Genomic DNA, 24067 nt, shown 5'->3' with positions numbered 1-24067 from the left:
TCCTGACTGTAGTTGCGCACGGAAGCGCGTGCGTCCCGTTCGATCGTTTGCGATTCTGGTGGTCAACCGGGGAGAGGAGCGCGGGTATGCGGGCGATCTGGAAAGGAGCGGTGTCGTTCGGCCTGGTGTCGATCGGGGTGAAGGTCTACTCGGCCACCGAGGAGAAGGACATCCGTTTCCACCAGGTGCACCGTGAGGACGGCGGCCGGATCCGCTACAAGCGCACCTGCTCGGTCTGCGGCGAGGAGGTCACCTACGACGACATCGCCAAGGGGTACGACATCGGCGGCGGTGAAATGGTGATCCTCACCGACGAGGACTTCGCCGACCTGCCGTTGAGCACCTCGCACGCGATCGACGTGCTGGAGTTCGTACCGGCCGAGCAGGTCGACCCGATCCTCTACAACAAGGCGTACTTCCTGGAGCCGGAGGGCTCGGCGACCAAGCCGTACGTGCTGCTGCGCGACGCACTGTCCGACTCGGAACGGGTGGCGATCGTCAAGGTGGCGCTGCGCCAGCGCGAGCAGCTCGCCACGCTGCGGGTCCGCGAGGGCGTGCTGCTGCTCAACACCATGCTGTGGCCGGACGAGATCCGCCGGCCCGACTTCGGTTTCCTGGACGAGGACCTGAAGGTGCGCCCGCCGGAGCTGGCGATGGCCAGTTCGCTGATCGACTCGATGGCCGGTGAGTTCGAGCCGGATGCGTTCACCGACGACTACCGGGCGGCGTTGCAGGAGGTCATCGACGCCAAGGTCGAGGGCCGCGAGGTGGTGCAGCCGGAGGAGGAAGAGGCGGCGCCGGCCGCCGCGGTGGACCTGATGGCCGCGCTCAAGGCGTCCGTGGAGCGGGCCCGCGCGGCCCGGGGCGAGGCGCCGTCCGGCGGCGGTGCGGAGCCGACGCCGATCTCGTCGGCCCGCTCCGCGAAGAAGGCCGCGAAGAAGGCGCCGGCGAAGAAGGCCGAACCGGCCAAGAAGACCGCCGCAAAGAAGACCCCCGCGAAGAAGACGGCGGCGAAGAAGGCCGAACCGGCCAAGAAGACCGCCGCAAAGAAGGCGCCCGCGAAGAAGAAGACCGCCTGACGCGTACGGCGAAGGCCCCGCCCCGGGTGGAGGGCGGGGCCTTCGCCGCTCAGCCGCGGCCGAGCTTCTCGGTCGGGGTGATGCGGACGATGACGCGCTCCTCGCCCGGGCGGCGCCAAGGGTAGGTGTCCTGGCCGAGGTACTTCTTCGCCAGCCGGTCGATGTGCTCGTCGGCGCCTTCGGTGACGAACTCGACGGTGCCCTTCACCCAGAGGGTGCGGAAGTCGTCGGCCTTGTCCGCCACCGACACCGCGACCACCGGGTTCCGGGACATGTTCAGGTACTTCTGCCGGCCCTTGGCCGTGTTGAACACGATGTGCTCGCCGTCGGTGTCCACCCAGACCGGGGTGACGTGCGGGGTGCCGTCGGCCTCGATCGTCGCCACGTGCGCGAGCTGCGGTTCGCCGAGCAGGGCCAGGTCTTCTTCGCTGAGGATCGCCATGGTCCGGAACGTACCCCTGCACGGCGCCCCCGTATCGGGCTTCGTGTCCGGATCGTGGCGGGCGCAGGGGCACGCTGGGGGTCCGGGCGGGTACCGTGTGCGCTGGCCTCGGCGGCGGCCCGCCGGGGGCGCACCCACCCACCCTGCAGGGAGTCGACGTGAGCGAGCGTGTGGAGAACCGGTCGGCGGGCCAGGCCCCGGCCACCAAGGCACAGCGGCGGCTGGCCGCCCAGCTGGCCGAGAAGAAGGCGGCCGAGGCGCGCCGCCGCCGGCAGTCGATCCTCGGCGCGGCCGTCGGTGTGCTCGCCGTGGTGGCCCTGGTAGGCGGCCTGGTCTGGCTGAACAGCGGGGACGACGACAAGGCGTCCACCGCCGGCTCCTCGGCCAGCCCCACCGCCCCGGCCGAGCCCAGCGCGCCGCCCGCTCCGGAGCTGCCCGCCGGCATGGACCCGGCGCTGAAGACCAAGCCGACGGTGCAGGCCGGGACCGGTGAGCTGAAGAAGCTCACCGTCACCACGCTCGTCAAGGGCACCGGCCCGGCGGTGAAGGCCGGGCAGAACATCACCACGAACTACGTGGGTGTCTTCTACTCCGACGGCAAGCAGTTCGACGCGTCCTGGGACAGCGGCCAGCCGGCCACCTTCCAGATCGGCGTGGGCCAGGTCATCAAGGGCTGGGACCAGGGCCTGGTCGGCGTGCCGGTGGGCAGCCGGGTCCAGCTGGACCTCCCGGCCGAGCTGGCGTACGGCAACGACGCCGCGGGCGGCCGTCCGGCCGGGCCGCTGCGCTTCGTCGTCGACGTGCTGGCTGCGCAGTAGCTCACTCCGGGCTTCCGTCCGGTCACCCAGCGGCAGTAGGTTCATGGTCACCACGGGCGGCACGTCCGCCCGTGGTGACCTGCCCACCGACGCGGAGGTGCACGTGGCGGCGCTGGACGAGACCGGGGTGGCCCGGCAGATGTGGACGCTCTACGAGCCGGTCCACGCGGTTACCTACTTCCATCCGCGCGCTCGCGCCGCGTTCGAGGCGGTCGGGCTGCGGGGTTACTGGCGCGGCTACTTCGCCGGCCGGGCCGCGCCGCTCGGAGCGGTCGACGCGCCCGCGGTGACTGCCGCGTTCTTCAGCTTCGCGCCGGCCATGGTGGCTCGTGCGCTGCCGTCGGTGTGGCGCCTGGCCACCCCGGAGGAGGCGCTGCGGGCCCGGCTCACCGGTGGCGTCCAGGCGCTCGCCGAGTTCACCTACGAGCTGCCCGAGTCACACCTGGTCGAGGCCGCCGATCTGCTGGAGGAGGCGGCCGGCCGGGTGGACGTCGCCGGGCGGGTGCTCGGCGCGGTGAACGCCGCGCTGCCCCGGGGTGAGTACCCGCTCGCCCGGCTCTGGCAGGCCGCCGCCACGCTGCGCGAGCACCGCGGTGACGGCCACGTCGCGGCGCTGGTGACGACCGGGCTGGAACCGGTCGAGGTGGTGGCCTGGCGGTGCCGGGTCGACCAGTCCCGCGAGTTCCACCAGCCGGCCCGGGGCTGGACCGACGAGCAGTGGACCACCGCCGAGCAGCGCCTGGTGGACAAGGGCTGGCTGACCGCCGCCCTGACTCCCACGCCGTACGCCACGGAGACGTTCCGCGTGGTCGAGGAGGCCACCGACCGGGCCGCGGCGGGTCCGTGGCGGGCGCTGGGCGCGGAGCGTACCGCCCGGCTGCGGGAGCTGCTGGAACCGATCGCGACGCGCTGCCGCACGATCATCCCGTCCCAGGCCCCGATCGGTCTTCCGGCGCAGCGTTCGGCCCCAGCGGCGCTGCCGCGGTGAGTCCGGCCGCCGGCTGGGGCAGGATGGCGGAATGGTGGACGCGGTGCTCTTCGACCTGGACGGCGTGATCGTGGACTCCGAGCCGGTCTGGGAGGAGGTCCGGCGGGCGTACGTGGCCGAGCACGGGGGCACCTGGCAGCCGGACACGCAGCGCCGGCTGATGGGGATGAGCACCGGCGAGTGGGCCGCGTACCTGAGCGGTGAACTGGGCGTCGACAGGCCGGCCGAACAGGTCGCCACCGAGGTGGTGACCGAGATGGCCCGGCGGTACGCGCAGCGCGTACCGCTGATCGACGGCGCCGACGCGGTCGTGCGCGAAATGGCCGCGCGGTGGCCGCTGGGGCTGGCCAGCTCCTCACCGACCCGGCTGATCGCGGCGGCGCTGGACGCGACGGGCCTGGCCGGCGCGTTCGGCGCGACGCTGTCGACCGAGGAGACCGCCCGGGGCAAGCCCGCGCCCGACGTGTGGCTCGCGGTGGCGCAGCGGCTGGGCGTCGACCCGGCCCGGTGCGTGGCGGTGGAGGACTCGTCGAACGGGGTCCGCTCGGCGGCCGCCGCCGGGTGCCGGGTGGTGGCGGTGCCGCACTCGTCCTATCCGCTCGACCCGGACGCGGAGGCGCTCGCGGCTGTGCTGCTCCCGTCCATCGGCGCGCTCACGCCCGAGGTGGTCGAGGGGTGTTAAAAGGGGGCCCTTCCTCTACCTGAGGCGTTAACAGGGGGCCCTTCCTTCGAATGATCGGTAGGCGGAGGGGTAGCGCAGGTGGGAAGGGGAGGGCGGATGAAGGCGATCGTGTACGAGCGCAGCGGGGACGCCTCGGTGCTCCAGGTGACCGAGCGGCCGGTGCCGGAACCCGGACCGGGCGAGGTGCTGGTCCGGATGGCCGTGTCGGGGGTGAACCCGACCGACTGGAAGGCCCGCCAGGCGTGGCCGCTGCCGGCCGGCTGGCAGATCCCGCACCAGGACGGCGCCGGGGTCGTCGAGGCGGTCGGCGAGGGCGTGGACCGGACGCTCATCGGTGAGCGGGTCTGGGTGTGGGAGGCGGCGTGGCAGCGCCCGTGGGGCACCGCCGCCGAGTACACGCTGGTCCCGGTCCGGCACGCGGTGCCGCTCGGCCCGGCCTCGTTCGACCTGGGCGCGGCGCTCGGTATCCCGTTCATGACCGCGCACCGCTGCCTGACCGCGGGCGAGTTCATGCCGGACAAGCTGCACGCCGGCGCGCTGAGCGACCACGTGGTGCTGGTGCAGGGCGGTGCGGGCGCGGTGGGCAACGCGGCGATCCAGCTCGCCAGGTGGGCCGACGCGTGCGTGATCACCACGGTGAGCAGCCCGGAGAAGGCACAGCTCGCGGCGGCGGCCGGCGCCAGCTTCGTGATCAACTATCGCGAGCAGGACGTGGTCGAGGAGGTCCGCAAGGTCGCGCCCGACGGGGTCCACACGATCGTCGAGGTGTCCGCCGCCCGCAACGCCGCCGCCGACGTGCGGATGCTGCGCACCGGCGGGGCGGTCTGCGTGTACGCCGACGACGGCGGCGGCGAGGTGACGTTGCCGATCCGGCCGCTGATGGGCCCGAACGCGCGCTGGCAGTTCGTGTTGATCTACACCGCGCCGAAGGTGGCGAAGGCGCAGGCGGTCACGGACATAGCGGCGGCGGTGGCGCAGGGCGCGATCCGGGTCGGCGAGGAGGCCGGGCTGCCGCTGCACCGGTATCCGCTGGCGGAGGCCGCCGCCGCGCAGCAGGCGGTGCAGGACGGCGCGGTGGGCAAGGTGCTGGTGAGCACCGCCGACGAGTAGACGACCGGATTTCCCCGACAGCCGGACAGACGCGAACAAGTTTCGCAACAATGACGGTGCGGGTCACACCCCGTAACGGACGGGCGGCCCCGGCGCGGTGCGAACGCCGGGGCCGCCCTCTGGGAGGAATGCCTGTTGGAAACGTGTTCCTGCCCGTATAGGCGACGGTACGCCGCGAAACGTTACGACGCGGTCAGTTCCCGCACGTCGAGCCCGCCGTCGGCGTACCGGGAGCGCACCACCTTCTTGTCGAACTTGCCGACGCTGGTCTTCGGCACCGCGTCGATGAACGCCCACCGCTCCGGCAACTGCCAGCGGGCCACCGACCCGGCGAGGAAGTCGCGCAGCTCCTCGGCGGTCACCGAGGCGCCCTCGCGGACCACGACAGTGGCCAGCGGCCGCTCGTCCCAGCGCTCGTCCGGTACGCCGACCACGCACGCCTCCAGCACCGCCGGGTGCGCCATCAGGGCGTTCTCCAGCTCGACCGAGGAGATCCACTCCCCGCCCGACTTGATCACGTCCTTGGCGCGGTCGGTGAGCGTGATGTAGCCGTCCGGCGAGAGCGTGCCGACGTCACCGGTACGCAGCCAGCCGTCCCGGAACTTCTCCTCCTCCGGGGCGTCGTCGCCGATGTACCGGGCGGTCACCCACGGCCCGCGTACCTCCAGCTCGCCCACCGACGTCCCGTCGGCGGGCAGCGGCTCGCCCGCCGGGCCGACGATCCGCGCGGTCACGCCCGCCGGGACGCGGCCCTGCGTGTAGCGGTAGCGCCAGGCGTCGTCGCCGGTCGCGCCGGCCGGTGCCCGGGAGACCGACCCCAGCGGCGACATCTCGGTCATGCCCCAGGCGTGGATGACATCGATGCCGTAGCGGTCGTGGAACGCGTGCATCAGCGCGGGCGGGCAGGCCGACCCGCCGACGATGACCTCCTTCAGCGAGGAGAGATCCACCTCGTGCGCGTCCAGGTAGGCCAGCAGATCGGTCCAGATGGTCGGCACCGCCCCGGCGAGCGTGGGGCGCTCGGCGGCGATCATGGCGGCGATCGGCTCGGCCTGGAGGAACCGGTCCGGCATGATCAGCGAGGCGCCGGAGAGGAACGCCGCGTACGGCAGGCCCCACGACATCGCGTGGAACATCGGCACGATCGCCAGCTCCCTGTCGTTCGGCCCGAGCCCGAAGCCCTCCGGCATGCAGACCTGGAGCGAGTGCAGGTAGATCGAGCGGTGGGAGTAGGCGACGCCCTTGGGGTTGCCGGTGGTACCGGAGGTGTAGCAGAGGGCGGCGGCGTCGCGCTCGTCCACCTCCGGCCAGTCGAAGTGGTCCGGGCGGCCGGCCAGCAGCGCGTCCCAGTGGTGCACGGTGATCCGGTCGCCGGCCGCGGCCAGCAGCGGGGCCGGGTCGCCGCCACCGACCACCACCACGTGGGTGACAGTGGTCATCTCGCCGATCACGCGGGCGAGCAGCGGGATGAGCGTGCCGTCGACGAGCACCACCCGGTCCTGCGCGTGGTTGGCGATGTAGGCGACCTGGTCGGGGAAGAGCCGGATGTTGAGCGTGTGCAGCACCGCGCCCATGCTCGGGACGGCGAAGTACGCCACCAGGTGCTCGTTGTTGTTCCACATGAACGTGCCGACCCGCTCGTCGCCGGTCACCCCGCACTCGTCCCGCAGCGCGTGGGCCAGCCGGGCGGCGGCACGGCCGACCTCCGCGTACGTCATCCGGCGGGGTTCGGCGCCGGTCCAGGTGACCACCTCCGCCGCGCCGTGCACGGTGGAGCCGTGTTCGAGGATCCGGGCGACCTGGAGAGGGGCGTCCATCATCGTGCTACGCATGGGTAACAACGTAGTGGTGGCGGTCACATCTGCGGAACCCCCCGGAATCGCCGAGGTGATCACGGATGATGCGTAGATTGTCCCGGTGAGCATCTCGTGGGCCGACTCGTACGTGGGGCAGCTCCGCGCCCTGGCCGGTGACCGCACCCTGATGTTCGTCGGCGCCCGCGCCGTGGTGCGCGACAACGCCGCCCGGGTGCTGCTGATCCAGCGGTCCGACAACGGCCAGTGGGCGTTGCCGGCCGGCGCCATGGAACTCGGCGAGTCGATCGCCGACTGCGCGGTCCGGGAGGTCCGGGAGGAGACCGGGCTGCGGGCGCTGCGGGTCAGCGCGTTCGCGCTCTACACCGGCCCGGACCGCACCCACACCAACATGTACGGGCACACGTACCAGGTCTTCACCACGGCGTTCCGGGTCGACGAGTGGGACGGCGAGCTGGCCCGGTTCACCGACGAGACCACCGACTCCGGGTTCTTCCACCCGGCGGACTTCCCGCACCCGCTGTCGTCGAGCGTGCACGAGACGCTCGCCGACCTGGACGTGTTCGAGCAAACCAACCGGCTGATCCTCAAGTAGCCGCCTGTCACAGCATCGTCTGCGACTTCGCCTCCATGTCGGCGGCGGCCTCCTCCTTCGACTCCTTCGTCAGCGGCTTGCCGCCGGGCGCGGGCGCCTTCCCGCCGATCGGGTCGGCGCCGCCGGTGGCCCCCTGCGGGCCGGTGCCGCGCAGCTGAAGGTTCGGCATCGCCAGCGTGACCAGCACCGCGACGATCGCGATCAGCCCGGTGGTCAGGAAGACCAGGTGCAGCGACTCGACGAAGGCGGCCTGGACGGCGGCGCGTACCGGCGCGGGCAGTGCGAGGATCGCCGCCGGGTCGTTGATCGAGAAGTTCCCGCCGGCCGACACCGCCGCCCGCTGCTCCGGCGGGAGCTGCGCCAGCGCGCCCGGCAGCCGCGCGGACAGCTCGGCGGTGAGCCGGGACGACAGCACCGCGCCGAGGATGGCCACCCCGAACGAGCCGCCGAGCGACCGGAAGAACGTCGCCGACGAGGTACCCGCACCCAGGTCGCGGACGCTCACCGCGTTCTGCACGGCCAGGATCAGCGACTGCATGCACAGGCCCAGCCCGACGCCGATCACCACCATGTAGCCGAACGCGAGCCAGAGCGAGGTGTCCACCTGGAGCTGCTGGAACAGCAGCATGCCGGCCACCAGCACGGCCGCGCCCGCCACCGGGAACCACTTGTACCTGCCGATCCGGCTCATCGCCCGGCCGGTGACGATCGAGGTGACGATGATGCCCGCCATCATCGGCAGCATCAGCAGACCACTGCGGGTCGGCGAGGCGCCCTTGACGATCTGGAGGTAGAGCGGGATGAAGATGATCGACCCGAACATCACCAGACCGAGCACGAAGCCCGCGCCGTTGGCGAGCGCGAACGTGGCGCTGCGGAACAGCCGCAGCGGCAGGATCGGCTCCCTGGTCCGGGCCTCCTGGACGACGAACAGCACGCCCAGCACCGCGCCCGCGGCGAACAGCCCGACGATCACGCCGGAGCCCCAGGCGTATTCGGCACCGCCCCAGCTCAGCGCCAGCAGCAGGCAGCTCACGCCGGCGACCAGCAGCGCCGCGCCGACCCAGTCGACCGTGTGCTCCCGGCGCTCGAACGGCACCAGGCGCATCACGTGCCAGCAGACCACGATGGCGAGGATCGCCAACGGCACGTTGATATAGAAGATCCACCGCCAGTTGTTCTCCGCGAAGTAGCCGCCGACCAGCGGTCCGGCCACCGACGACACGCCGAACACCGCGCCGAACAACCCCTGGTAGCGACCACGCTCCCGGGGCGACACCACGTCCGAGATGATGGTGAACGCCAGCGTCATCAGGCCACCCGCGCCCAGGCCCTGCACGCCCCGCGTGACGATCAGCTGGGTCATGTCCTGCGACAGCCCGGCCAGCAGCGAGCCGAGCAGGAACATCCCGATGGAGAACAGGAAGACGGGCCGGCGCCCGTACAGGTCGGCCATCTTGCCGTACAGCGGCGTCGAGGCGGTCGAGGCCAGCAGGTACGCGGTGACCACCCACGAGTAGTGGTTGATGCCGCCCAGTTCGCCCACGATCGTCGGCAGCGCCGTGCCGACGATTGTCTGGTCGAGCGCCGCCAGCAGCATGCCGGTCATCAGGCCGAACATCAGCAGGCGGATCTGGCGGGCGGGCAGCGCGGGAGAGCCGGTCTGGGCGGTCATCCCGCTTCCTATCCCACCGGGGGCGGATCATGCCCCCGGTGGGACGGCGAGTTCTCAGCGAGCGGTGTGCCGGCCCTCGGCGAACTCCTCGACGATCTTGGCGCAGAACGCCGGCAGGTCGTCCGGCTTGCGGCTGCTGACCAGCCCGTTGTCGGTGACGACCTCCTGGTCGACCCAGTTCGCGCCGGCGTTGGTGAGGTCGGTGCGCAGGCTCGGCCAGGAGGTGATGGTGCGGCCCCGCACCACGTCCGCCTCGACGAGCGTCCACGGGCCGTGGCAGATCACGCCGACCGGCTTGCCGGCGTCGAAGAACGCCTTGACGAACCGGACCGCCTCCGGGTCCGTCCGCAGGAAGTCGGGATTCGCCACGCCACCGGGCAGGACCAGGCCGTCGTACGCCCCGGCGTCCGCCTCCTTGGTGGTGACGTCGACCTGGTACTGCTTGCCGTGGTCGAGGTGGTTGAAGGCCTGGATCGTGCCGGACTCGATGGAGACCAGCTCGACCTGGGCGCCGGCGTTCTCCACCGCCTCCCGGGGCTTGGTGTACTCGACCTCCTCGACGCCGTCGGCGGCCAGGAAGGCGATGCGCTTGCCCTGAAGTGTCGCTGCCATGCTGCTCTCTCCTCTCCGGGGTACGTCTGCACGGTTCCCTCGCCCGATGCCGCGAAACCGGACGCATCGGGTGGCCCGCGTCGCGTTTGGCCCGACAGCCCGGGGGGATCCGCACAGGCATGGCAGGAGCAGCAGCGGAAGAGCGCCGGCTGGCCACCGTCGTGGCGAGCTGGCAGCAGCGCCCCGTGCTGGTCGTCGGGGACGCCATGCTGGACGAGTGGCGGTTCGCCGAGTCGGAACGGCTCTGCCGGGAGGCGCCCGCACCGGTCCTCACCCTGCGGCGGCGGATCTCCGCGGCCGGGGGCGCCGCGAACACGGCGGTGAACGTGGCGGCGCTCGGTGGCCGGGCCGCGCTCGTCGCCCCGGTCGGCGCCGACGTGGCCGGCGACGAGCTGCACGACTGCCTGGACCGGGCGGCGGTCTGGGACCGAACGGTGAGCCAGCCGGGCCGCCCCACGCCGGTCAAGCGGCGGATGCTCGCCGGCAACCAGATCCTGCTCCGCGAGGACTCCGGCGGTCCGGAGGACGGGCTGGACGCCGACGGCGTGGCCCGCCTGCTGACCGCGCTGCACTGTGCCACCGAGGAACTGCGGGCGGTGGCCGCCGGTCAGCCGCTCACGCTCGTGGTCTGCGACTACGGCCTGGGCGCGCTGCCCTCGGCGGTACGCGCCTGGCTGGTCGCCAACCGCGACCGGTACGGCACCGTGGCGCTCGACGCGCACGACCTGGCCGACTGGCGCGGGCTGAACCCGACGGTGGTGACGCCGAGCTTCGCCGAGGCGACCCGGCTGCTGGCCCGCGCCGCGGCCGGGTTCGCGCACGCCGGGCGGGGTGCCGTCCCCAGCGGCGACGTGCACCTGAACCACCCGGCGGAGACCGACGGCCCGTCCGAGCTGATGGTGGGCGCCGCCCCCGGCGGGTCCGGTGAGCGCGTACCGGGCAGCCCGCACCCGACCTCCGGCACGCCCGCCGCCGAGGCGCCGGCCGGCCCGACCGGCGAGCCGGTGCCGGGCGAGGAGCGGGTGGCGCTGACCGGCGACGGGCTGAGCGTCACCGGGACCGGCGTGACGGTGAGCGCGGCGGCCGGCGCCGGAGTGGACCGGGCGGTGCTGGCCGAGTCACGCCTGCCCGAGCTGCGGGAGCACACCGGCGCCGACGTGGTGGCGGTGACACTGGACACCGAGGGCGCGGTGGTCGGCGGCGCCGAGGGCGAACCCCGGCGCAGCCACAGCACCCCGGTCCCGGCCAGCCACGCGGTGGGTGCCGGGGACGCGTACCTGGCGGCCATGACGCTGGCGCTCGCCGCCGACGCGGGCCTGCCCACCGCCGCCCAGCTCGCTCAGCTCGCCGCCACGATCACCGTCGCGGACACCGGCACCTGCGTCTGCCGCCGGCAGGATCTGCTGGCCGCGCTGGGCACCGGCGCGGACGAGGGAGGGCACCCGGCCCTGGTCGGCGCCGACGAGCTGGCCGCGCTGGTGGGTGAGCACCGGCAGGCCGGGCGGTCGGTGGTGTTCACGAACGGCTGCTTCGACGTGCTGCACCCGGGGCACGTCCGCTACCTGACCCAGGCCCGCGCGCTCGGCGACCTGCTGATCGTGGCGGTCAACTCGGACGGCAGCGTACGGCGGCTCAAGGGCCCGGACCGGCCGGTCAACCCGGTCGAGGACCGGATCGCCCTGCTGGCGGCGCTGGCCTGCGTCGACCACGTGGTGGTCTTCGAGGAGGACTCGCCGGCCCGGCTGATCGAGGCGGTCCGCCCGGACGTCTACGTCAAGGGCGGCGACTACCCGCCGGAGATGGTGCCGGAGGCGCCGCTGGTCCGGCGGCTGGGCGGTCAGGTGCGCACGCTCGGGTACGTGCCGGACCGCTCCACCTCGGCGATCATCGACCGGATCCGCGCCCAGCAGCACAGCCCCGCCGTGGGCGAGGGCAGGCCGGCGTGACTCGTCCGCTCGACCCGGGCACGCCCGAACGGTTCCGGCACCACCGGCGGCTCGACGTGCTGATCCCCACCCGCAACCGCCCCGCCGAACTGGCTGTCACGCTGTCCGGGCTGGCCGCCCAGGTGGGCGTACCCGGGTTCGGGGTGGTGGTCAGCGACCAGTCCGACGGCGATCCCGCGTACGCCCATCCGGCCGCCGCCACGATGGTCCGCGCGCTGCGCCACCTGGGGCACCCGGTGCTGCTGACCCGGCGGCTGCCCCGGCGTGGCCTGGCCGAGCACCGGTCGTACCTGCTGGCCCAGTCGGCGGCCGACGCGGTGCTCTGCCTCGACGACGACGTGTGGCTGGAGCCGGGCGCGCTGTCCCGGCTGGTCACCGCGCTCGACGAGCTGGGCTGCGGGTTCGTCGGCAACGCGGTGCACGGCCTCTCCTACGCCGACGACGTCCGCCCGGAGACCCACCAGCACTACGAGGAGTGGACCGGGCCGCCGGTGCCGGAGCGCATCACGCCCGGCACGCCGCAATGGAACCGGGCGTCCATCCACCCGGCGGCGAACCTGCTGCACGTCACTGAGAAGCTGAACCTGGCGGCGGGCGAGTGGCGGGCGTACAAGATCTCCTGGATCGGCGGATGCGTGCTCTACGACCGGGCCAAGCTCGTCGAGGCGGGCGGATTCGACTTCTGGGAGCGGCTGCCCGAGCGGCACCAGGGCGAGGACGTCGCCGCGCAGCTCGCGGTGCTGGAGCGCCACGGCGGCGCCGGGGTGCTGCCCAGCGGGGCCTACCACCTGGAGTCGCCGACCACTGTCACCGAACGTGACGTGGAGGCGTGGGAGGTCGTGCTCAGCGAATCGCCCGCGGAGGTGTGAGCAGCTCCCGGGCCGCCTCGACCACCTCGGCCACTGGCACGTCGGCCACGAACGACACCCGGTGCGGGCACTCGCCGTCGCCCGGCCGGTGCGGGTAGATCCCGGGGGTGCAGTCGACGCCGCAGACCGGGCACCGGGTGGTCCAGGCGGCGATCGGGCGGTGCCGCCCGCGCAGCGGCGACGCCCCGTTGATCAGGTTGCCGACCCAGAACACGCCGACGGTCGGCGCGCCCACGGCGGCGGCCAGGTGCAGCGGGCCGGTGTCGTTGGAGACCACCAGCGCGCAGTCCGCGTACGCGGCGGCGAGCGCGCCCAGGCTGAGCGTGCCGACCTGGGGACGCACCGGCACACCGGCCGCCGCCACCACCGCGTCGACCGTCTCCTGCTCCGCCGGGGTGCCGGTGACCAGCACCTCGTACCCGTCTCCGGTCAGCTCCCGGGCGACCTCGGCGAAGCGTTCCGGCGGCCAGCGGCGCCGGGTGTCGGTGGCGCCCGGGTGCAGCGCGACCCGGGGCCGGGCGGGTTCGCCGAGCACGGCGGCGGCCTCCGCCCGGTCGGCGGCGGTGACCGCCAGCGCCGGGGTGATCGTGGTGGCGGGCGCCCCGACCAGGGCGGCCACCTCCAGGTAGCGGATCACCTCGTGCTGGTAGTAGACGTAGCGCAGCCACCGGTCCAGCGGCGGCGCTCCCTCGGCCCGCAGGCCGGCGGTGACCCGGGCGCCCAGCCCGGCCACGAACGGGTTCGAGTTGCCGCCGCCGCCGTGCACCTGCAACGCCAGGTCGAACCGTTCGGCGCGGGCGGCGGCCAGGAACGCCGGGACGTCACCGGATTCCTCGCCGGGCCCCGGGTCGCGGATGCCGGGCGCCGCCGGCACCACCAGCACCCGGTCCACCGGGCCGGGCCGGTCGCGCCAGAGCGCCGCGTGCCACGGCGCGCCGAGCAGCACGATCTCCGCCGACGGGTACGCGGACCGCAGCGCGTCCAGCGCCGGCAGGACGAAGACGAAGTCACCGAGCGCGTTGGCGCGCAGCACGGCGATCCGCTCGACGTCGGGGACACGCTCGCCGACCGGGCCGAGCACCGACGGCTCCAGGTCGCGGCGCGCCGAGCTGGAGTCGTCGGACGGACTGGTCACGCGGCCCTACGGCCTGTCGATCTCGTCGAGCGTGGTGTCCGGGTGGTGCAGCTCCCGGTCCGCGGCCGGGTCGGCGGGCATCGGCGTACGGTCGGCGCCCGGTCGCGGGCCGGTCCGGCCGACGGTGATGGTGCGCGGCGCGGGCCGGGACGCCCGGGGCAGGCGCACCCGGAGCAGGCCGTGGTCCATCACCGCGTCGATCCGGTCCGGGTCCACGCGGGACGGCAGGTCGACGCGGTATTCGAAGCCCCGGGTGGTGAATCCGCCCGGGATGCCGTGGTCGGCGTTCACCTCGGCCTCCGACCGGGCGCGTACGCACAGCTCCCGGTCGTCCAGCTCGACGGCGACCTCCTCCGGTGCCACGCCGGGAAGCCGGACGACCACCTCCCAGCCGTCGGCCGTCTCGGCCAGATCCACGTCCTGATTGCCGGACCGTCCACCGACCAGCCGGCTCAGCTCGGAGCGCAGCGACTGGAGCTCGCCCATCGGATCCCAGCCCTGCTGGCGGCCACGCCAGCCCTTCTGTTCGGTCATCGCACGTCTCCGATCCGCTGTGACGCCGAGGGGGGTCGCAGCGAGCTGGGCGCGTTGAGATCGTGCTCCGGGTCGACGCCGACACCGAGCCGGTCCACCAGCTCGCCGCCGAGCCACGCGCCGACCCCGAGGATCGCCAGGGCGACCACCTCGATGGCGACCAGCGCGCCGCCGGCCGCCCGCGAATCCGCGTTGAGCCGGACCGCCCAGACCGCGGCGAACAGCAGAATGACCGCCACGTTGGCGGCGGCGTGGGTGAGCCCGACCCGCTTGGCCCGGGTGCCGGCCGGCAGGGCGAGCAGGTCGAATGCCCCGGCCGCCGCGGCCAGCAGGCCGCCGATCAGACCGACGGTGATGTTCCAGTACGCGACCTCGGCCAGGAAGCCGGGCCCGCCGACGGTGTCCACCAGGTCGAAGATCACCGCGGTCACGAAGAGCGCCACCGGGAACATCACGAGCATCGGGTGCACGGGATGGCCGAGCACCTTGAGCCGGCTCTCCATCTCGGCCTCCATCCGTCGCTTCCGGACGCACGCTGCGAACCGGTCCCTACCCGCCGGTCCCCGGGGGCAAACCCCGCGCTCGACGCGCTCTCCTAGGCTGACAGTGGCGGATCACGGCCCGTCGCGGGTCGGAACCGCCGTCAAGGTCAACGGACGGGGGAGGAAGACGTGACGACCCGGGAGATCACCAGCGAGGCCGAACTACGCGAACTGATCGGCACACCGATGCCGCGGGCGGCCGCCAAGGACCGCCGTACGCTGCACGAACGCGACCGGGAGTGGCTCGCCGCCTCGCCGTTCTGCCTGATCGCCACCGCCGGCGCGGACGGCACCTGTGACGTCTCCCCCAAGGGCGACCCGCCCGGGTTCGCGCTGGTGCTCGACGACACCACGATCGCGATTCCGGAGCGGCCCGGCAACCGGCGGGCCGACGGCTACCGCAACATCCTGGCCAACCCGCACGTCGGGTTGATCTTCCTGATCCCCGGCCGCACCGACACGCTGCGGATCAACGGCCGGGCCCGGCTGATCTCCGACGCGCCGTGGTTCGCCGGCATGGAGGTCAAGGGCCACCGGCCGGTGCTGGCCGTCGAGGTCGCGATCGAGCAGATCTTCTACCACTGCGCCAAGGCGTTCCTGCGCTCCGACCTGTGGCAGCCGGAGACCTGGCAGCCGGACGTGCTGCCGACGCGGGCCCGGCTGATCAAGGAGGTGGAGGCCCCGGCGGAGAGCCTCGCCGACCTGGAGCGCCACTACGGCCCGGGCTACCTGGAGACGCTCTACCGCTGACCCGTCGCCCCGTCAGCGCTGGACGTTGCGCTTGCGTTTGCCCCGGCCGGCACAGCCGCGGCCGGCTGTCGCCGGTGCCGCCGGACGCGGCCGGCCGGGGCGGGCGGCGCCGTGACCGGGCCGGCCGGCGGGCCGGCGCCGGATGCGGGACAGCGTCAGCACCACCCCGGTGCCCAGGGCGGCCAGCCCGACCACACCGAGCACGCCCTGCACGCGTCCGCGGTGCCCGCTGAGCTGCCCGAAGTCGGTGACAAAGTCGCCCGGGTCCGCCGGGTTGACCCAGATCGGCACTTCGGTGCCCGCGGCCCGGCACACCTCGAAGCAGGCCACCTCCTGCGAGTGCGTCCGGCCGTCGACCACGTAACTGAAATACATGGTGCTCGACGAGGACTTCCGGTTGCCGCCGTTCTCGGTCACCTGATCGACGACGAGCGCCCGCGCGGGCGTACCCCGCTCGCGCAGCGTCGCTCCCCAGTCGTCGAGCGCCGCCTGCGTGTGGAACGGCAGCCAGAGCAGGGCGCCACCGGCGACCGCCAGCAGCACGTACGCGATGCCGGGCCAGGACGGCCGACGCATGATCACGCCGCCATCATGGCCGGGCGCCGCAAGCTACCCGGCCGGGGTGAAGCGCGCCGGCACGCCGACGTCGGACAGGGCGCGGGCGAGGTGCGGCGCTGTCGTCTTCACGTACGCCGCGCCGATGTGCGAGCCACCCCGGTAGATGAGCACGTTGCCGAACACCACCGGGCACCTGTCGGTCGGGCAGACGGCGTCGAACAGGTCGATCATCTTGACCTTCGGCGCGCCCGCGACCGCCTGCCGCTGCATCCGGTAGCCCGGGTCCTGGTCGTGCTTCTTGCGGTCGAACGCGCAGGCGGACAGACGTTTGCGGTTCTTGTCGGCGCAGGCCACCGCCGCGCCCGGATGCGGGTTGTTGGCGAGGACGACGACCTTGGTCCCCACCGAGTCGAGCTTCTTCCACGAGGCCCGTACGCCGGACACCATCGCGGCGACAGTGGCGCGCTTGCCTCCGCCGTCGAGGGCCGTCGACGCCGACTGGGAGGTGACCACGTAGTCGGGGCGCTCCTGCACCAGCCGGTCCAGCAACGAGCGGTTCCACTCGATGCAGTCGGTGTACGGCTTGCCGGACCCGTCGCCCTTGAGCACCTGGGCGCTGGTGAAGGCGCATCCCGCCTTCGCCATGACCAGCAGCTTCCAGTCGTTCTGGGCGGCGAGCACCTGGAAGGCGGGCAGCCACTGGTCCATCTTCGAGTCGCCGACGAGCGCGACAGTGGTGGACCCGTTCGGGACGCCGTACGTGCACGACAGCACCTCGGCGCCCTCGACCTGCTGGAAGCACTTGTCCCGGTTGGTGTCGGGCACGTCCATGAAGCCCTGCCGGATCTGTAACGGGTCCGGCGTGATCACGTCGAACCGCTCCGGGACCGGGCCGATCGGCGCGGTCCCGGGGGCTGTCGACAGAAGCGCGGCGCCCGGCGCGTACCGGCTCTTGGTGGTGGTCGCGGCGGCTGCCCACGCGCCCATCAGCACCAGCACCATCCCGGCGCAGATGCCGACGAGCGTGAAGTTGCCGCCCAGGCTCAACGCCAGACGCGGCGACGTGGAGATCTTCCGCGAGTAGCGCAGCGGATTCTCCACCAGCTTGAACGTGATCCAGGCCGGGATCACCGAGGTGAGCGCCACCAGCAGGCCCTCGGTCAGCGACAGGTCACCGAAGTGCGCTGCGGCCACCACGAGCATCGGCCAGTGCCACAGGTACAGCGAGTACGAAAGGTCACCGATCCACTGGAACGGGCGCATGCCGAGCACCATCACCGGCCCCCGGGAGCCGGCCGCGGCACCGGCCGCGATGACCGCCGCCGCGCCGAGCGTGGGCAGCGCCGCCGCGTACCCGGGCCAGGCGGTCTTCCCGCTGACCAGCAGCGCCGCCGCGACGATCGCGGCGAGGCCGAGCCACCCGAGGACGACCGCCACGGACCGGGGCATCCGGGCGGCGCGGACCGCCAGCAGCGCGACCGCCGCGCCGACCGCGAGCTCCCACAGCCGGGTGGTGGAGACGAAGAACGCGCGCTCGGGTGAGTTCGCCGTCTCGACGATCGACCAGACGAACGACGGCACCGCCAGCACCGCGAGACCGACCCACAGGACCGGCCGTACGTTCGCCCGCCGGAGGGTCCGCGCGGCGAGGATGGCCAGCACGATCAGCAGCGGCCAGAGCAGGTAGAACTGCTCCTCCACGGCCAGCGACCAGAAGTGCTGGACCGGCGACGGCGCGACGTCCTCGGCCAGGTAGTCGACAGCGCGGTCGGCGAACCGCCAGTTGACGACGTAGGTCGCCGCGGCGGCGATGTCGCCGCCGATGACCTGCCACTCACCCCGGGGTACGAACAGTCGGACCGCGACGGCGGTGGCCGCCAGCACCACAGTGGCCGCGGGCAGGATCCGCTTGGCCCGGCGCGCGTAGAAACCGGTGAGCGAGACCCGTCCGCTGCGCTCGATCTCCGAGATGAGCTGCCCGGTGATGAGGAAGCCGGAGATCACGAAGAAGACGTCGACGCCGACGAAGCCACCGGGGATGAACGGCAGCCCGGCGTGGTAGAGCAGCACCAGCCCAACGGCGACGGCTCGGAGCCCGGCGACGTCGGCCCGGAACCGGCTCGGCGTCGCCTCCTTGCCCGGCTCGCGTCCGGTCGCCGCGCCGGCCGGCCCCTCGACCGGCGAAGAGCCTTCCCGATCGGCACCTCTCGTCAACGGCGGGGAAGTCATCGCGATCCTCAAACTCTGCGGGCTGGGGCGAGGGAACGATAGCGGCTGGTCACGCGGGGGACAATCACGCCGCACAGCCTCGCGGAGCGGGTGCCGCGGCGCGCGGGCGCGCACTCCGGTGGCGACGAGCAGGCCGCTCCGACCCTAGACCGTCGCCCGGCGGCGTAGGGGGCAGGGTGGATACCGCGGGTGACGCCGGCCTGCGATGGGGTTGAATCGGCGGGTGGCGAAGACCCTGACGATCACCACCCGCAACGCGAGCTTCCAGCAGTGGCAGGCGCTGCTGACCAACCGCACCAAGCGGCAGCGCTCCGGGGAGTTCCTGGTCCAGGGGGTACGCCCGATCACCGTGGCGCTGGAACAGGGCTGGGAGATCCGCGCCCTCCTGTACCCGGACCGGCAGCCGGTGTCCCGCTGGTGCCGCGACCTGCTCGACCGCGCCGACGCCCGGCGGGTCGCCCTCGCGCCGGAGCTGATGCGGGAACTGAGCGGCAAGGAAGAGGAGTCGCCCGAACTGCTGGCCGTCGTGGCGCAGCCCGCTGACGACCTGGCCCGCATCCCGGTCGGCCCGGCGATGCTCGTGGTGGTCTTCGACCGCCCCAAGACCCCGGGCAACATCGGCACCCTGATCCGCTCCGCTGACGCCTTCGGCGCCTCCGGCGTGATCATCACGGGCCACGCCGCGGATCCGTTCGACCCGAAGGCGGTCCGGGCCAGCACCGGGTCGCTGTTCGCCGTACCCGTGGTGCGCGTCGCCAGTCACCGCGACGTCCTGGACTGGGTCGCCGCGGTGCGCGCGGACGGACTTCCGCAGGTCCAGATCATCGGTACGGACGAGCACGGGGACGTGGACGTCGCCGAGCACGACCTGACCGGCCCCACTGTCCTGCTCATCGGCAACGAGACGCACGGACTCAGCAAGGGCTGGCAGGAGGCGAGTGACCGGACGGTCCGGATCCCGATCGCAGGGGCGGCGAGTTCGCTGAACGCGGCGGCGGCCGGGACGGTGGCGCTCTACGAGGCGGCCCGGCAGCGCGCCGGGAGCCGGTAGCCGCTCGGCCCTGGCGCTGCGGGGAACAGGCGGCAGCCACCGCCTGCCGCGCCCCAGGCGCGCCGCTCCATTCGCCACCCAGCTTTGGCACTCATCGGTTGAGCGCCCCGACGCGAATCCGATTACCGTCAGGGTCCACCACCTCGAACTCACGTCCCCAGTCCTTCTGGCCGACGGCGTCCACGCCGCAGGCGGCCGCTGCGGCATCGATGTCATCGACATACAGGTACAGAAGAGTGCCGGACCGAGCATCTCCGGTGTGCTCAGACAGATGTATTTCAGCGTCGCCCCGGACAGTGCTGACGTAAAGCGGTAAGTCAGGAGCGAAACGGTGCTCCCACTGCTTGACGAATCCGAGGCGACCGAACCAGGTCGCGGTGGCGATCGCGTCCCTGGTCCACAGCACAGGTGCAATACGTTCGGTCATCGATGCAGTCTGCCGTGCCACTGGTCACCACGTCGACTGGGTCGAGCTGTGTCCAGATCGCCTCGGATTTCACGAGCCATGGGACGGGCTCTACGACACGTGACGCCTCACCGGCGCGGCACGTCAGAAGGCGGAACGGTTCGACGCTGACGGCTGGGCTGATCCGGCGGTGCCACTGATCCGGGTCCGTTTTGCCGCGGGACCGGTCGGGCAGAAGATCGTGGTGACCGCCGCCGATGAGTCTCCCACGATTGAATTCAGGCGCTCGGCTCGCCGTCAGGTTGCGCGGCTCGTCATCGTGCTCCTCGTGGGCGGGGCAGTAGGGGTTGTATTCAACCTTGCCCGAGGTCGGCAGTGGTGGGACGGGATGTTGATGCTTCCGCTCTGCTTGGCAGTTCTCATTTTCTCCGACCGCTTCGCCCGCCCGATGGGCAATGGCTACCGGTCACGGCTGCCCCTACGGCTAACCGGGGAGCATCTACAGGTTGCGGGGCCGGGCGACATCACCCTGTCTGTCGATTGGTCGAACATCGCCAGGGCTGAGATCCGCGGGGGGCTGGTGGCGTTCCTGGTGATTGAGCCGGTAGACCCGGATCAGGCGCGTCCCGCGATGAGGCGGTGGCAGTGGGCCGGGCATGGACAGAGCCGGCCGTACGAGATCGTCGTTCCGCTCGCCTACATGACTCCGGGGCGCGACCTGCTACGCCGCGAGCTGTCCCAGCGAACCGCTGCTGCTGACCGCCATGACGTCTGAGGTCGCGGCACGGGGCGCGGACAATCTGCGGACCAGCACGGGCGACGGTGCTGTCGTCGACCTTGGGAAACGGCGAAGCCCAGGCCGATGACCTGGGCTTCTGTACCGAGCCGCCTGACGGAATCGAACCGTCGACCTACGCATTACGAGTCAGCACCCGCTTCCTGCGTTCGTCGACGCTTCCCATGTAGCAGCGAGTGCCGTCGTCCGCGGCGGTTCACTCCCGCTCGACAGCTTGGCTGCTCGGATGGCTGCTCCCCGGCTCCGCGTGGACGGATGCGAACGCTCTCCCGGTTAGGAGGCGCAGGTGTTGAGCATGCCCTGCAGGGCGGACTTCTCGGAGGATTGAAGGGTCAGGCTCCAGTTGTACTTCACCGTGATCCACATCTTGCTGTAGGTGCAGCGGTACGACGTCAGGGGCGGCTGCCAGGTCGAGGGGTCCTGGTCACCCTTGGACTGGTTGACGTTGTCGGTGACCGCGATCAGTTGCGGGCGGGTCAGGTCGTTGGCGAAGCTCTGCCGGCGGCTCGTGGTCCAGGAGTTGGCTCCGGATCGCCATGCCTCCGCGAGGGGTACGACGTGGTCGATGTCGACGTCGGAGGCGGCGTACCAGGTCGCACCGTCGTAGGGGCTGTACCAGCGGCCGGAGGTAGCGGCGCAGGAGCTGTTGACCACGACGGAGGTGCCGTCGCGCTTGAGCACCTGTTCGCGGGTGTTGCAGGTGCCGGTGATGGTGATCCAGTGGGGGAACAGGTCCCGCGAGTAGCCGGCCGTCGAGCCCTGGGCTGCCACTGTCAGGGCGTTGAGCTGCGACTGCGCCGTCGCCTTGGAGGGGATGCCGGGCGGGGTAGCCAAGGCCGACTGGCCGTTCACGACGGCGAGAACGGCTCCCGCAAGGGCGGCGACAGTGACCGTGGCGGCACGGCGCCTGGCACGCGTGGTGAGAGTAACGGGCGTCATCGGCATGGCTGCGGCCTTTCGTCAGGGAGGGGACAGCAACCATCCCTGACGATCATGTCAATCGATCATCTTCCCTGTGAAGGACAGCTGTCCAGTTGTCGAGCATCGCGCCGTCTGGATGCTGTTCATCAGGCAGGCCACTCCGGCGACGTTCCCGTGGTACGCCGTGTCGATCCTCGGCGGCGCGTCAGGTCTGGTCACGTGTTTCGTGCGGGAGCCGCACGCTGTCCGTCGAGCCGGACGCGCTTGTCGGGTTCGCCCGTCAGGCCGACCGGGCCGCCTCCGACGTGCGGGAGATCCGCTCCTAACTCAACCGCCACGCCTTGGCGACCGGCGGCGAGCAGATTCAGATCGCCGGAGCCGACAGATCAGCGTCACCCTCAACATCTACGCGCACGTGGCTCCGGAGATCGCACGGGAAGCGGCTTCGCGGCCAGAAGGGGGCGCTGTGATCGGGTGAACAGGTTGGCTGCTCGCTCGGCTGCTCGGCCCTGCGGCGGTATGCGAAAGGCCCAGGTCATGATCGGCGATCAAGCCGGTGACCTGGGCCCTTCTATGGAGCCGCCTGACGGAATCGAACCGTCGACCTACGCATTACGAGTGCGTCGCTCTAGCCGACTGAGCTAAGGCGGCAACGATCGTCAAGTGTACGGCACGCCCCTCCGGAAGCCGAACCGGATCCCCCCGCCCCCGAACCCGGACACCGGACCACATCCGCCCCGCCACGGGAGAGACTTCGCGCGCCGTCCGGACTACCCTGCGGCGGGTGACCGACGAACCGCCGCGACCACCGGCTCCCGAGGCGCATCCCGGCGAGCGGGCCACCCGCCGCCCCCGCAGCATCGATCCCCGGGAGCTGGGTTTCACCCCGCGCCGGCCGGTGCCCTGGCTCGCGCCGCTGCTGCTGATCAGCACCGGCCTGCGTACGTTGCTGGCCATGCTGTTCGGGGCGTACCTGGACAAGCGCGAGTTGCAGAACGCGTTCGGCGACGGCACGTTCCGGCAGGTCGGGCCGGACGGCGGACTCTGGCTCGACTACGTGGCCGACCTGGGTGACGGCTTCGACGCCACGTACTCGGTGGCGTACCTGCTCGCCCAGCCGGAGCTGACAGTGGACGGGCATCGCCTCCCCCGTGCGCAGACGCTGGTGATGGGCGGTGACCAGGTCTACCCGGCGGCGGGCTACGAGGCGTACGAGGACCGGTGCAAGGGCCCGTACCAGGCGGCGCTGCCGGTCGCCCCGCCGGAGAAGCCGACACTGTTCGCGGTGCCCGGCAACCACGACTGGTACGACGGGCTGACCGCGTTCCTGCGCCTGTTCGTGCGGACCCGGGACCGGCACTTCGGCGGCTGGGGCACCGGCCAGTCCCGCTCGTACTTCGCGGTCGAACTGCCGGCCGGCTGGTGGCTGCTCGGCCTCGACGACCAGTCCGGGTCGTACCTGGACGACCCGCAGCTCACCTACTTCGACGAGGTGGCCCGCAAGCTCACCCCGGAGTCCAAGGTGATCCTGGCGGTACCGGCGCCGACGTGGGTCAAGGCCGTCGACCATCCCAACGCGTACGACTCGATCGACTACTTCATCCGTACCCTTGTCGCACCGACCGGGGCGCAGGTACGGGTGCTGGTCTCCGGCGACCTGCACCACTACGCCCGTTACGCCGGGCCGGACCGGCAGCTCATCACCTGCGGCGGTGGCGGCGCCTACCTGTACCCCACGCACCGGCTTCCGGAGAGGCTGGAGGTGCCGCCGCGTGACACGCTGACCCGGCGGGCCAGCAACACCCGGGAGTACGACCTGGCCGCGCGCTACCCGGACAAGGCGCGCTCCCGCCGGTACGGCTGGGGGATCTTCGCCCGGCTGCCGTTCCGCAACCCGGGCTTCACCACGCTGCTCGGCACCCTGCACACGTTGCTGATGCTGGCGATGGCCGGGGTGGCGGTGCAGCAGGAGGGCACCACCGAGCAGCGGCTGTTCAGCGTGCCGCTGGCGATCATGCTGGTGGTGGCGATGATGGCGGCGGTGTTCTTCGCCAAGCCGCCCACGGCGGGCGGGAAACGCCACGCCCGGCACTGGATCCTCGGGGTGGCGCACGGTCTGGCCCAGGTGGCGCTCGCGGCCGGGGGCACGTGGGTCTGGTTGCAGTTGCCGTTCTACGACTGGCCGTGGCCGCTGCCGGCGGTCGCCGCGGTGGTGCTCTACGGCCCGGTGAGCGGGTTGGTCGCCAGCCAGCTCGTGGCGCTCTATCTGCTGGTGGCGGGCGCGTTCGGGGTGAACCTGAACGAGTTGTTCGCGGGGCAGGGCATCGAGGACTCGAAGGCGTTCCTGCGGTTCCGGATCGACCCGGACGGCACGCTGACGATCTACCCGATCGCCGTCGACAAGGTGTCCCACGACTGGCAGCTCAACCCCGACGGCTCCCCCACCGCATCCTGGCTGACCCCGAAGGCCCCGCTGACCCCCCGCCTGGCCGAACCCCCGATCGTCATCCGCTGA

23 protein-coding genes and 1 tRNA gene are annotated in these 24067 nt (G+C 72.2%); 12 read left to right on the top strand and 12 right to left on the bottom strand.

All coding sequences use genetic code 11. The features are described 5' to 3' along the window. The first annotated feature begins 86 nt into the window (after positions 1-86). Positions 87-1079, top strand: a complete 993-nt coding sequence (locus KSK32_RS14655; protein ID WP_216931719.1) for a Ku protein — start codon at positions 87-89, stop codon at positions 1077-1079. 49 nt (positions 1080-1128) lie between these two features. On the opposite strand, the gene KSK32_RS14650 is transcribed toward KSK32_RS14655, so the two are convergent. Then, entirely contained in the window at positions 1129-1521 is a 393-nt protein-coding gene (locus KSK32_RS14650) for a PPOX class F420-dependent oxidoreductase (RefSeq protein ID WP_216931718.1), read from the bottom strand. Between the two features lie 158 nt (positions 1522-1679). Between KSK32_RS14650 and KSK32_RS14645 the strand changes: the two genes are divergently transcribed. The 4 genes from KSK32_RS14645 to KSK32_RS14630 all read left to right on the top strand — a co-directional run bounded on the left by KSK32_RS14645 (position 1680) and on the right by KSK32_RS14630 (position 5119). Then, complete coding sequence (locus tag KSK32_RS14645; RefSeq protein ID WP_289256601.1) at positions 1680-2339, top strand: FKBP-type peptidyl-prolyl cis-trans isomerase; 660 nt, start codon at positions 1680-1682, stop codon at positions 2337-2339. Positions 2340-2478: 139 nt separating this feature from the next. Further along, entirely contained in the window at positions 2479-3327 is an 849-nt protein-coding gene (locus KSK32_RS14640; protein ID WP_216936091.1) for a hypothetical protein, read from the top strand. A 31-nt stretch (positions 3328-3358) separates the two neighbouring features. Next, complete coding sequence (locus KSK32_RS14635) at positions 3359-4009, top strand: HAD family phosphatase (protein WP_216931716.1); 651 nt, start codon at positions 3359-3361, stop codon at positions 4007-4009. A 96-nt stretch (positions 4010-4105) separates the two neighbouring features. After that, entirely contained in the window at positions 4106-5119 is a 1014-nt protein-coding gene (locus tag KSK32_RS14630) for an NADPH:quinone reductase (protein WP_216931715.1), read from the top strand. Between the two features lie 182 nt (positions 5120-5301). On the opposite strand, the gene KSK32_RS14625 is transcribed toward KSK32_RS14630, so the two are convergent. Beyond that, the gene (locus KSK32_RS14625) at positions 5302-6936 is read right to left on the bottom strand and encodes a fatty acid--CoA ligase (RefSeq protein WP_216936090.1); all 1635 of its coding nucleotides are present in this window, start codon (positions 6934-6936) and stop codon (positions 5302-5304) included. 100 nt (positions 6937-7036) lie between these two features. Here KSK32_RS14625 and KSK32_RS14620 point away from each other — a divergent pair, with 100 nt between their 5' ends. Continuing rightward, positions 7037-7528 carry an NUDIX domain-containing protein gene (locus KSK32_RS14620; RefSeq protein ID WP_018785677.1) on the top strand — a complete coding sequence of 164 codons (492 nt, stop codon included), beginning with the start codon at positions 7037-7039 and terminating at the stop codon, positions 7526-7528. Positions 7529-7535: 7 nt separating this feature from the next. Here KSK32_RS14620 and KSK32_RS14615 read toward each other — a convergent pair whose 3' ends face one another. Together KSK32_RS14615 and KSK32_RS14610 are read right to left on the bottom strand one after the other, a co-directional pair. Further along, on the bottom strand, positions 7536-9203 hold the full coding sequence (locus tag KSK32_RS14615) for an MDR family MFS transporter (protein WP_216931714.1): 1668 nt from the start codon (positions 9201-9203) through the stop codon (positions 7536-7538). Positions 9204-9257: 54 nt separating this feature from the next. Then, positions 9258-9815 (bottom strand): type 1 glutamine amidotransferase domain-containing protein, encoded by a 558-nt coding sequence (locus tag KSK32_RS14610; protein WP_121685807.1) that lies wholly within the window; start codon positions 9813-9815, stop codon positions 9258-9260. A 119-nt stretch (positions 9816-9934) separates the two neighbouring features. Between KSK32_RS14610 and rfaE2 the strand changes: the two genes are divergently transcribed. Both rfaE2 and KSK32_RS14600 read left to right on the top strand, forming a co-directional pair. Next, complete coding sequence (rfaE2, locus tag KSK32_RS14605; protein ID WP_216931713.1) at positions 9935-11761, top strand: D-glycero-beta-D-manno-heptose 1-phosphate adenylyltransferase; 1827 nt, start codon at positions 9935-9937, stop codon at positions 11759-11761. Next, entirely contained in the window at positions 11758-12630 is an 873-nt protein-coding gene (locus KSK32_RS14600) for a glycosyltransferase family 2 protein (RefSeq protein ID WP_216931712.1), read from the top strand. The genes rfaE2 and KSK32_RS14600 overlap by 4 nt, the downstream gene beginning before the upstream one ends. On the opposite strand, the gene KSK32_RS14595 is transcribed toward KSK32_RS14600, so the two are convergent. Genes KSK32_RS14595 through KSK32_RS14585 form a run of 3 tightly spaced genes read right to left on the bottom strand, consistent with a single transcriptional unit; the run spans position 12605 to position 14802 of the window. Continuing rightward, complete coding sequence (locus KSK32_RS14595) at positions 12605-13765, bottom strand: glycosyltransferase family 9 protein (RefSeq protein ID WP_216931711.1); 1161 nt, start codon at positions 13763-13765, stop codon at positions 12605-12607. The genes KSK32_RS14600 and KSK32_RS14595 overlap by 26 nt on opposite strands. A 6-nt stretch (positions 13766-13771) precedes the next feature. Next, positions 13772-14299, bottom strand: coding sequence for an Hsp20/alpha crystallin family protein (locus KSK32_RS14590; RefSeq protein ID WP_216931710.1), 528 nt, complete (start codon positions 14297-14299; stop codon positions 13772-13774). Then, positions 14296-14802, bottom strand: coding sequence for a DUF2231 domain-containing protein (locus KSK32_RS14585; RefSeq protein WP_216931709.1), 507 nt, complete (start codon positions 14800-14802; stop codon positions 14296-14298). The genes KSK32_RS14590 and KSK32_RS14585 overlap by 4 nt, the downstream gene beginning before the upstream one ends. A gap of 168 nt (positions 14803-14970) precedes the next feature. Between KSK32_RS14585 and KSK32_RS14580 the strand changes: the two genes are divergently transcribed. Continuing rightward, a complete protein-coding gene (locus KSK32_RS14580; RefSeq protein WP_216931708.1) occupies positions 14971-15591 on the top strand; it encodes a pyridoxamine 5'-phosphate oxidase family protein in 621 nt (206 codons plus the stop codon). Between the two features lie 12 nt (positions 15592-15603). On the opposite strand, the gene KSK32_RS14575 is transcribed toward KSK32_RS14580, so the two are convergent. Both KSK32_RS14575 and KSK32_RS14570 read right to left on the bottom strand, forming a co-directional pair. Beyond that, a complete protein-coding gene (locus tag KSK32_RS14575; RefSeq protein WP_216936087.1) occupies positions 15604-16167 on the bottom strand; it encodes a DUF3592 domain-containing protein in 564 nt (187 codons plus the stop codon). Positions 16168-16200: 33 nt separating this feature from the next. Continuing rightward, positions 16201-18378, bottom strand: a complete 2178-nt coding sequence (locus KSK32_RS14570; RefSeq protein ID WP_216931707.1) for an acyltransferase family protein — start codon at positions 18376-18378, stop codon at positions 16201-16203. A 223-nt stretch (positions 18379-18601) separates the two neighbouring features. Between KSK32_RS14570 and KSK32_RS14565 the strand changes: the two genes are divergently transcribed. After that, the gene (locus KSK32_RS14565) at positions 18602-19429 is read left to right on the top strand and encodes a TrmH family RNA methyltransferase (protein WP_216931706.1); all 828 of its coding nucleotides are present in this window, start codon (positions 18602-18604) and stop codon (positions 19427-19429) included. A 91-nt stretch (positions 19430-19520) separates the two neighbouring features. On the opposite strand, the gene KSK32_RS14560 is transcribed toward KSK32_RS14565, so the two are convergent. Then, positions 19521-19856: a glyoxalase superfamily protein gene (locus tag KSK32_RS14560; protein WP_216931705.1), complete on the bottom strand. Its 336-nt coding sequence runs from the start codon at positions 19854-19856 to the stop codon at positions 19521-19523. Between the two features lie 169 nt (positions 19857-20025). Between KSK32_RS14560 and KSK32_RS14555 the strand changes: the two genes are divergently transcribed. Further along, positions 20026-20610 (top strand): hypothetical protein, encoded by a 585-nt coding sequence (locus KSK32_RS14555; RefSeq protein WP_216931704.1) that lies wholly within the window; start codon positions 20026-20028, stop codon positions 20608-20610. Positions 20611-20904: 294 nt separating this feature from the next. Here KSK32_RS14555 and KSK32_RS14550 read toward each other — a convergent pair whose 3' ends face one another. Further along, positions 20905-21570, bottom strand: coding sequence for an HNH endonuclease family protein (locus tag KSK32_RS14550; protein WP_374226748.1), 666 nt, complete (start codon positions 21568-21570; stop codon positions 20905-20907). Positions 21571-22126: 556 nt separating this feature from the next. Further along, positions 22127-22203, bottom strand: a tRNA-Thr gene (locus KSK32_RS14545). A gap of 133 nt (positions 22204-22336) precedes the next feature. Between KSK32_RS14545 and KSK32_RS14540 the strand changes: the two genes are divergently transcribed. Beyond that, positions 22337-24067, top strand: a complete 1731-nt coding sequence (locus KSK32_RS14540) for a metallophosphoesterase (protein ID WP_216931702.1) — start codon at positions 22337-22339, stop codon at positions 24065-24067.

Source organism: Micromonospora sp. WMMB482, from assembly GCF_019038635.1.
In the GTDB taxonomy this organism is placed as follows: Bacteria; Actinomycetota; Actinomycetes; order Mycobacteriales; family Micromonosporaceae; genus Micromonospora; species Micromonospora marina.
This window is presented reverse-complemented; position numbering and strand designations above follow the sequence as displayed.

Coding starts and splice junctions, on each gene's coding strand:
- KSK32_RS14655 (WP_216931719.1), top strand. CDS start 87: ATGCGGGCGATCTGGAAAGGAGCGGTGTCGTTCGGCCTGGTGTCGATC.
- KSK32_RS14650 (WP_216931718.1), bottom strand. CDS start 1,521: ATGGCGATCCTCAGCGAAGAAGACCTGGCCCTGCTCGGCGAACCGCAG.
- KSK32_RS14640 (WP_216936091.1), top strand. CDS start 2,479: ATGTGGACGCTCTACGAGCCGGTCCACGCGGTTACCTACTTCCATCCG.
- KSK32_RS14635 (WP_216931716.1), top strand. CDS start 3,359: ATGGTGGACGCGGTGCTCTTCGACCTGGACGGCGTGATCGTGGACTCC.
- KSK32_RS14630 (WP_216931715.1), top strand. CDS start 4,106: ATGAAGGCGATCGTGTACGAGCGCAGCGGGGACGCCTCGGTGCTCCAG.
- KSK32_RS14625 (WP_216936090.1), bottom strand. CDS start 6,936: ATGGACGCCCCTCTCCAGGTCGCCCGGATCCTCGAACACGGCTCCACC.
- KSK32_RS14615 (WP_216931714.1), bottom strand. CDS start 9,203: ATGACCGCCCAGACCGGCTCTCCCGCGCTGCCCGCCCGCCAGATCCGC.
- KSK32_RS14610 (WP_121685807.1), bottom strand. CDS start 9,815: ATGGCAGCGACACTTCAGGGCAAGCGCATCGCCTTCCTGGCCGCCGAC.
- rfaE2 (WP_216931713.1), top strand. CDS start 9,935: ATGGCAGGAGCAGCAGCGGAAGAGCGCCGGCTGGCCACCGTCGTGGCG.
- KSK32_RS14590 (WP_216931710.1), bottom strand. CDS start 14,299: ATGACCGAACAGAAGGGCTGGCGTGGCCGCCAGCAGGGCTGGGATCCG.
- KSK32_RS14585 (WP_216931709.1), bottom strand. CDS start 14,802: ATGGAGAGCCGGCTCAAGGTGCTCGGCCATCCCGTGCACCCGATGCTC.
- KSK32_RS14575 (WP_216936087.1), bottom strand. CDS start 16,167: ATGCGTCGGCCGTCCTGGCCCGGCATCGCGTACGTGCTGCTGGCGGTC.
- KSK32_RS14570 (WP_216931707.1), bottom strand. CDS start 18,378: ATGACTTCCCCGCCGTTGACGAGAGGTGCCGATCGGGAAGGCTCTTCG.
- KSK32_RS14560 (WP_216931705.1), bottom strand. CDS start 19,856: ATGACCGAACGTATTGCACCTGTGCTGTGGACCAGGGACGCGATCGCC.
- KSK32_RS14550 (WP_374226748.1), bottom strand. CDS start 21,570: ATGACGCCCGTTACTCTCACCACGCGTGCCAGGCGCCGTGCCGCCACG.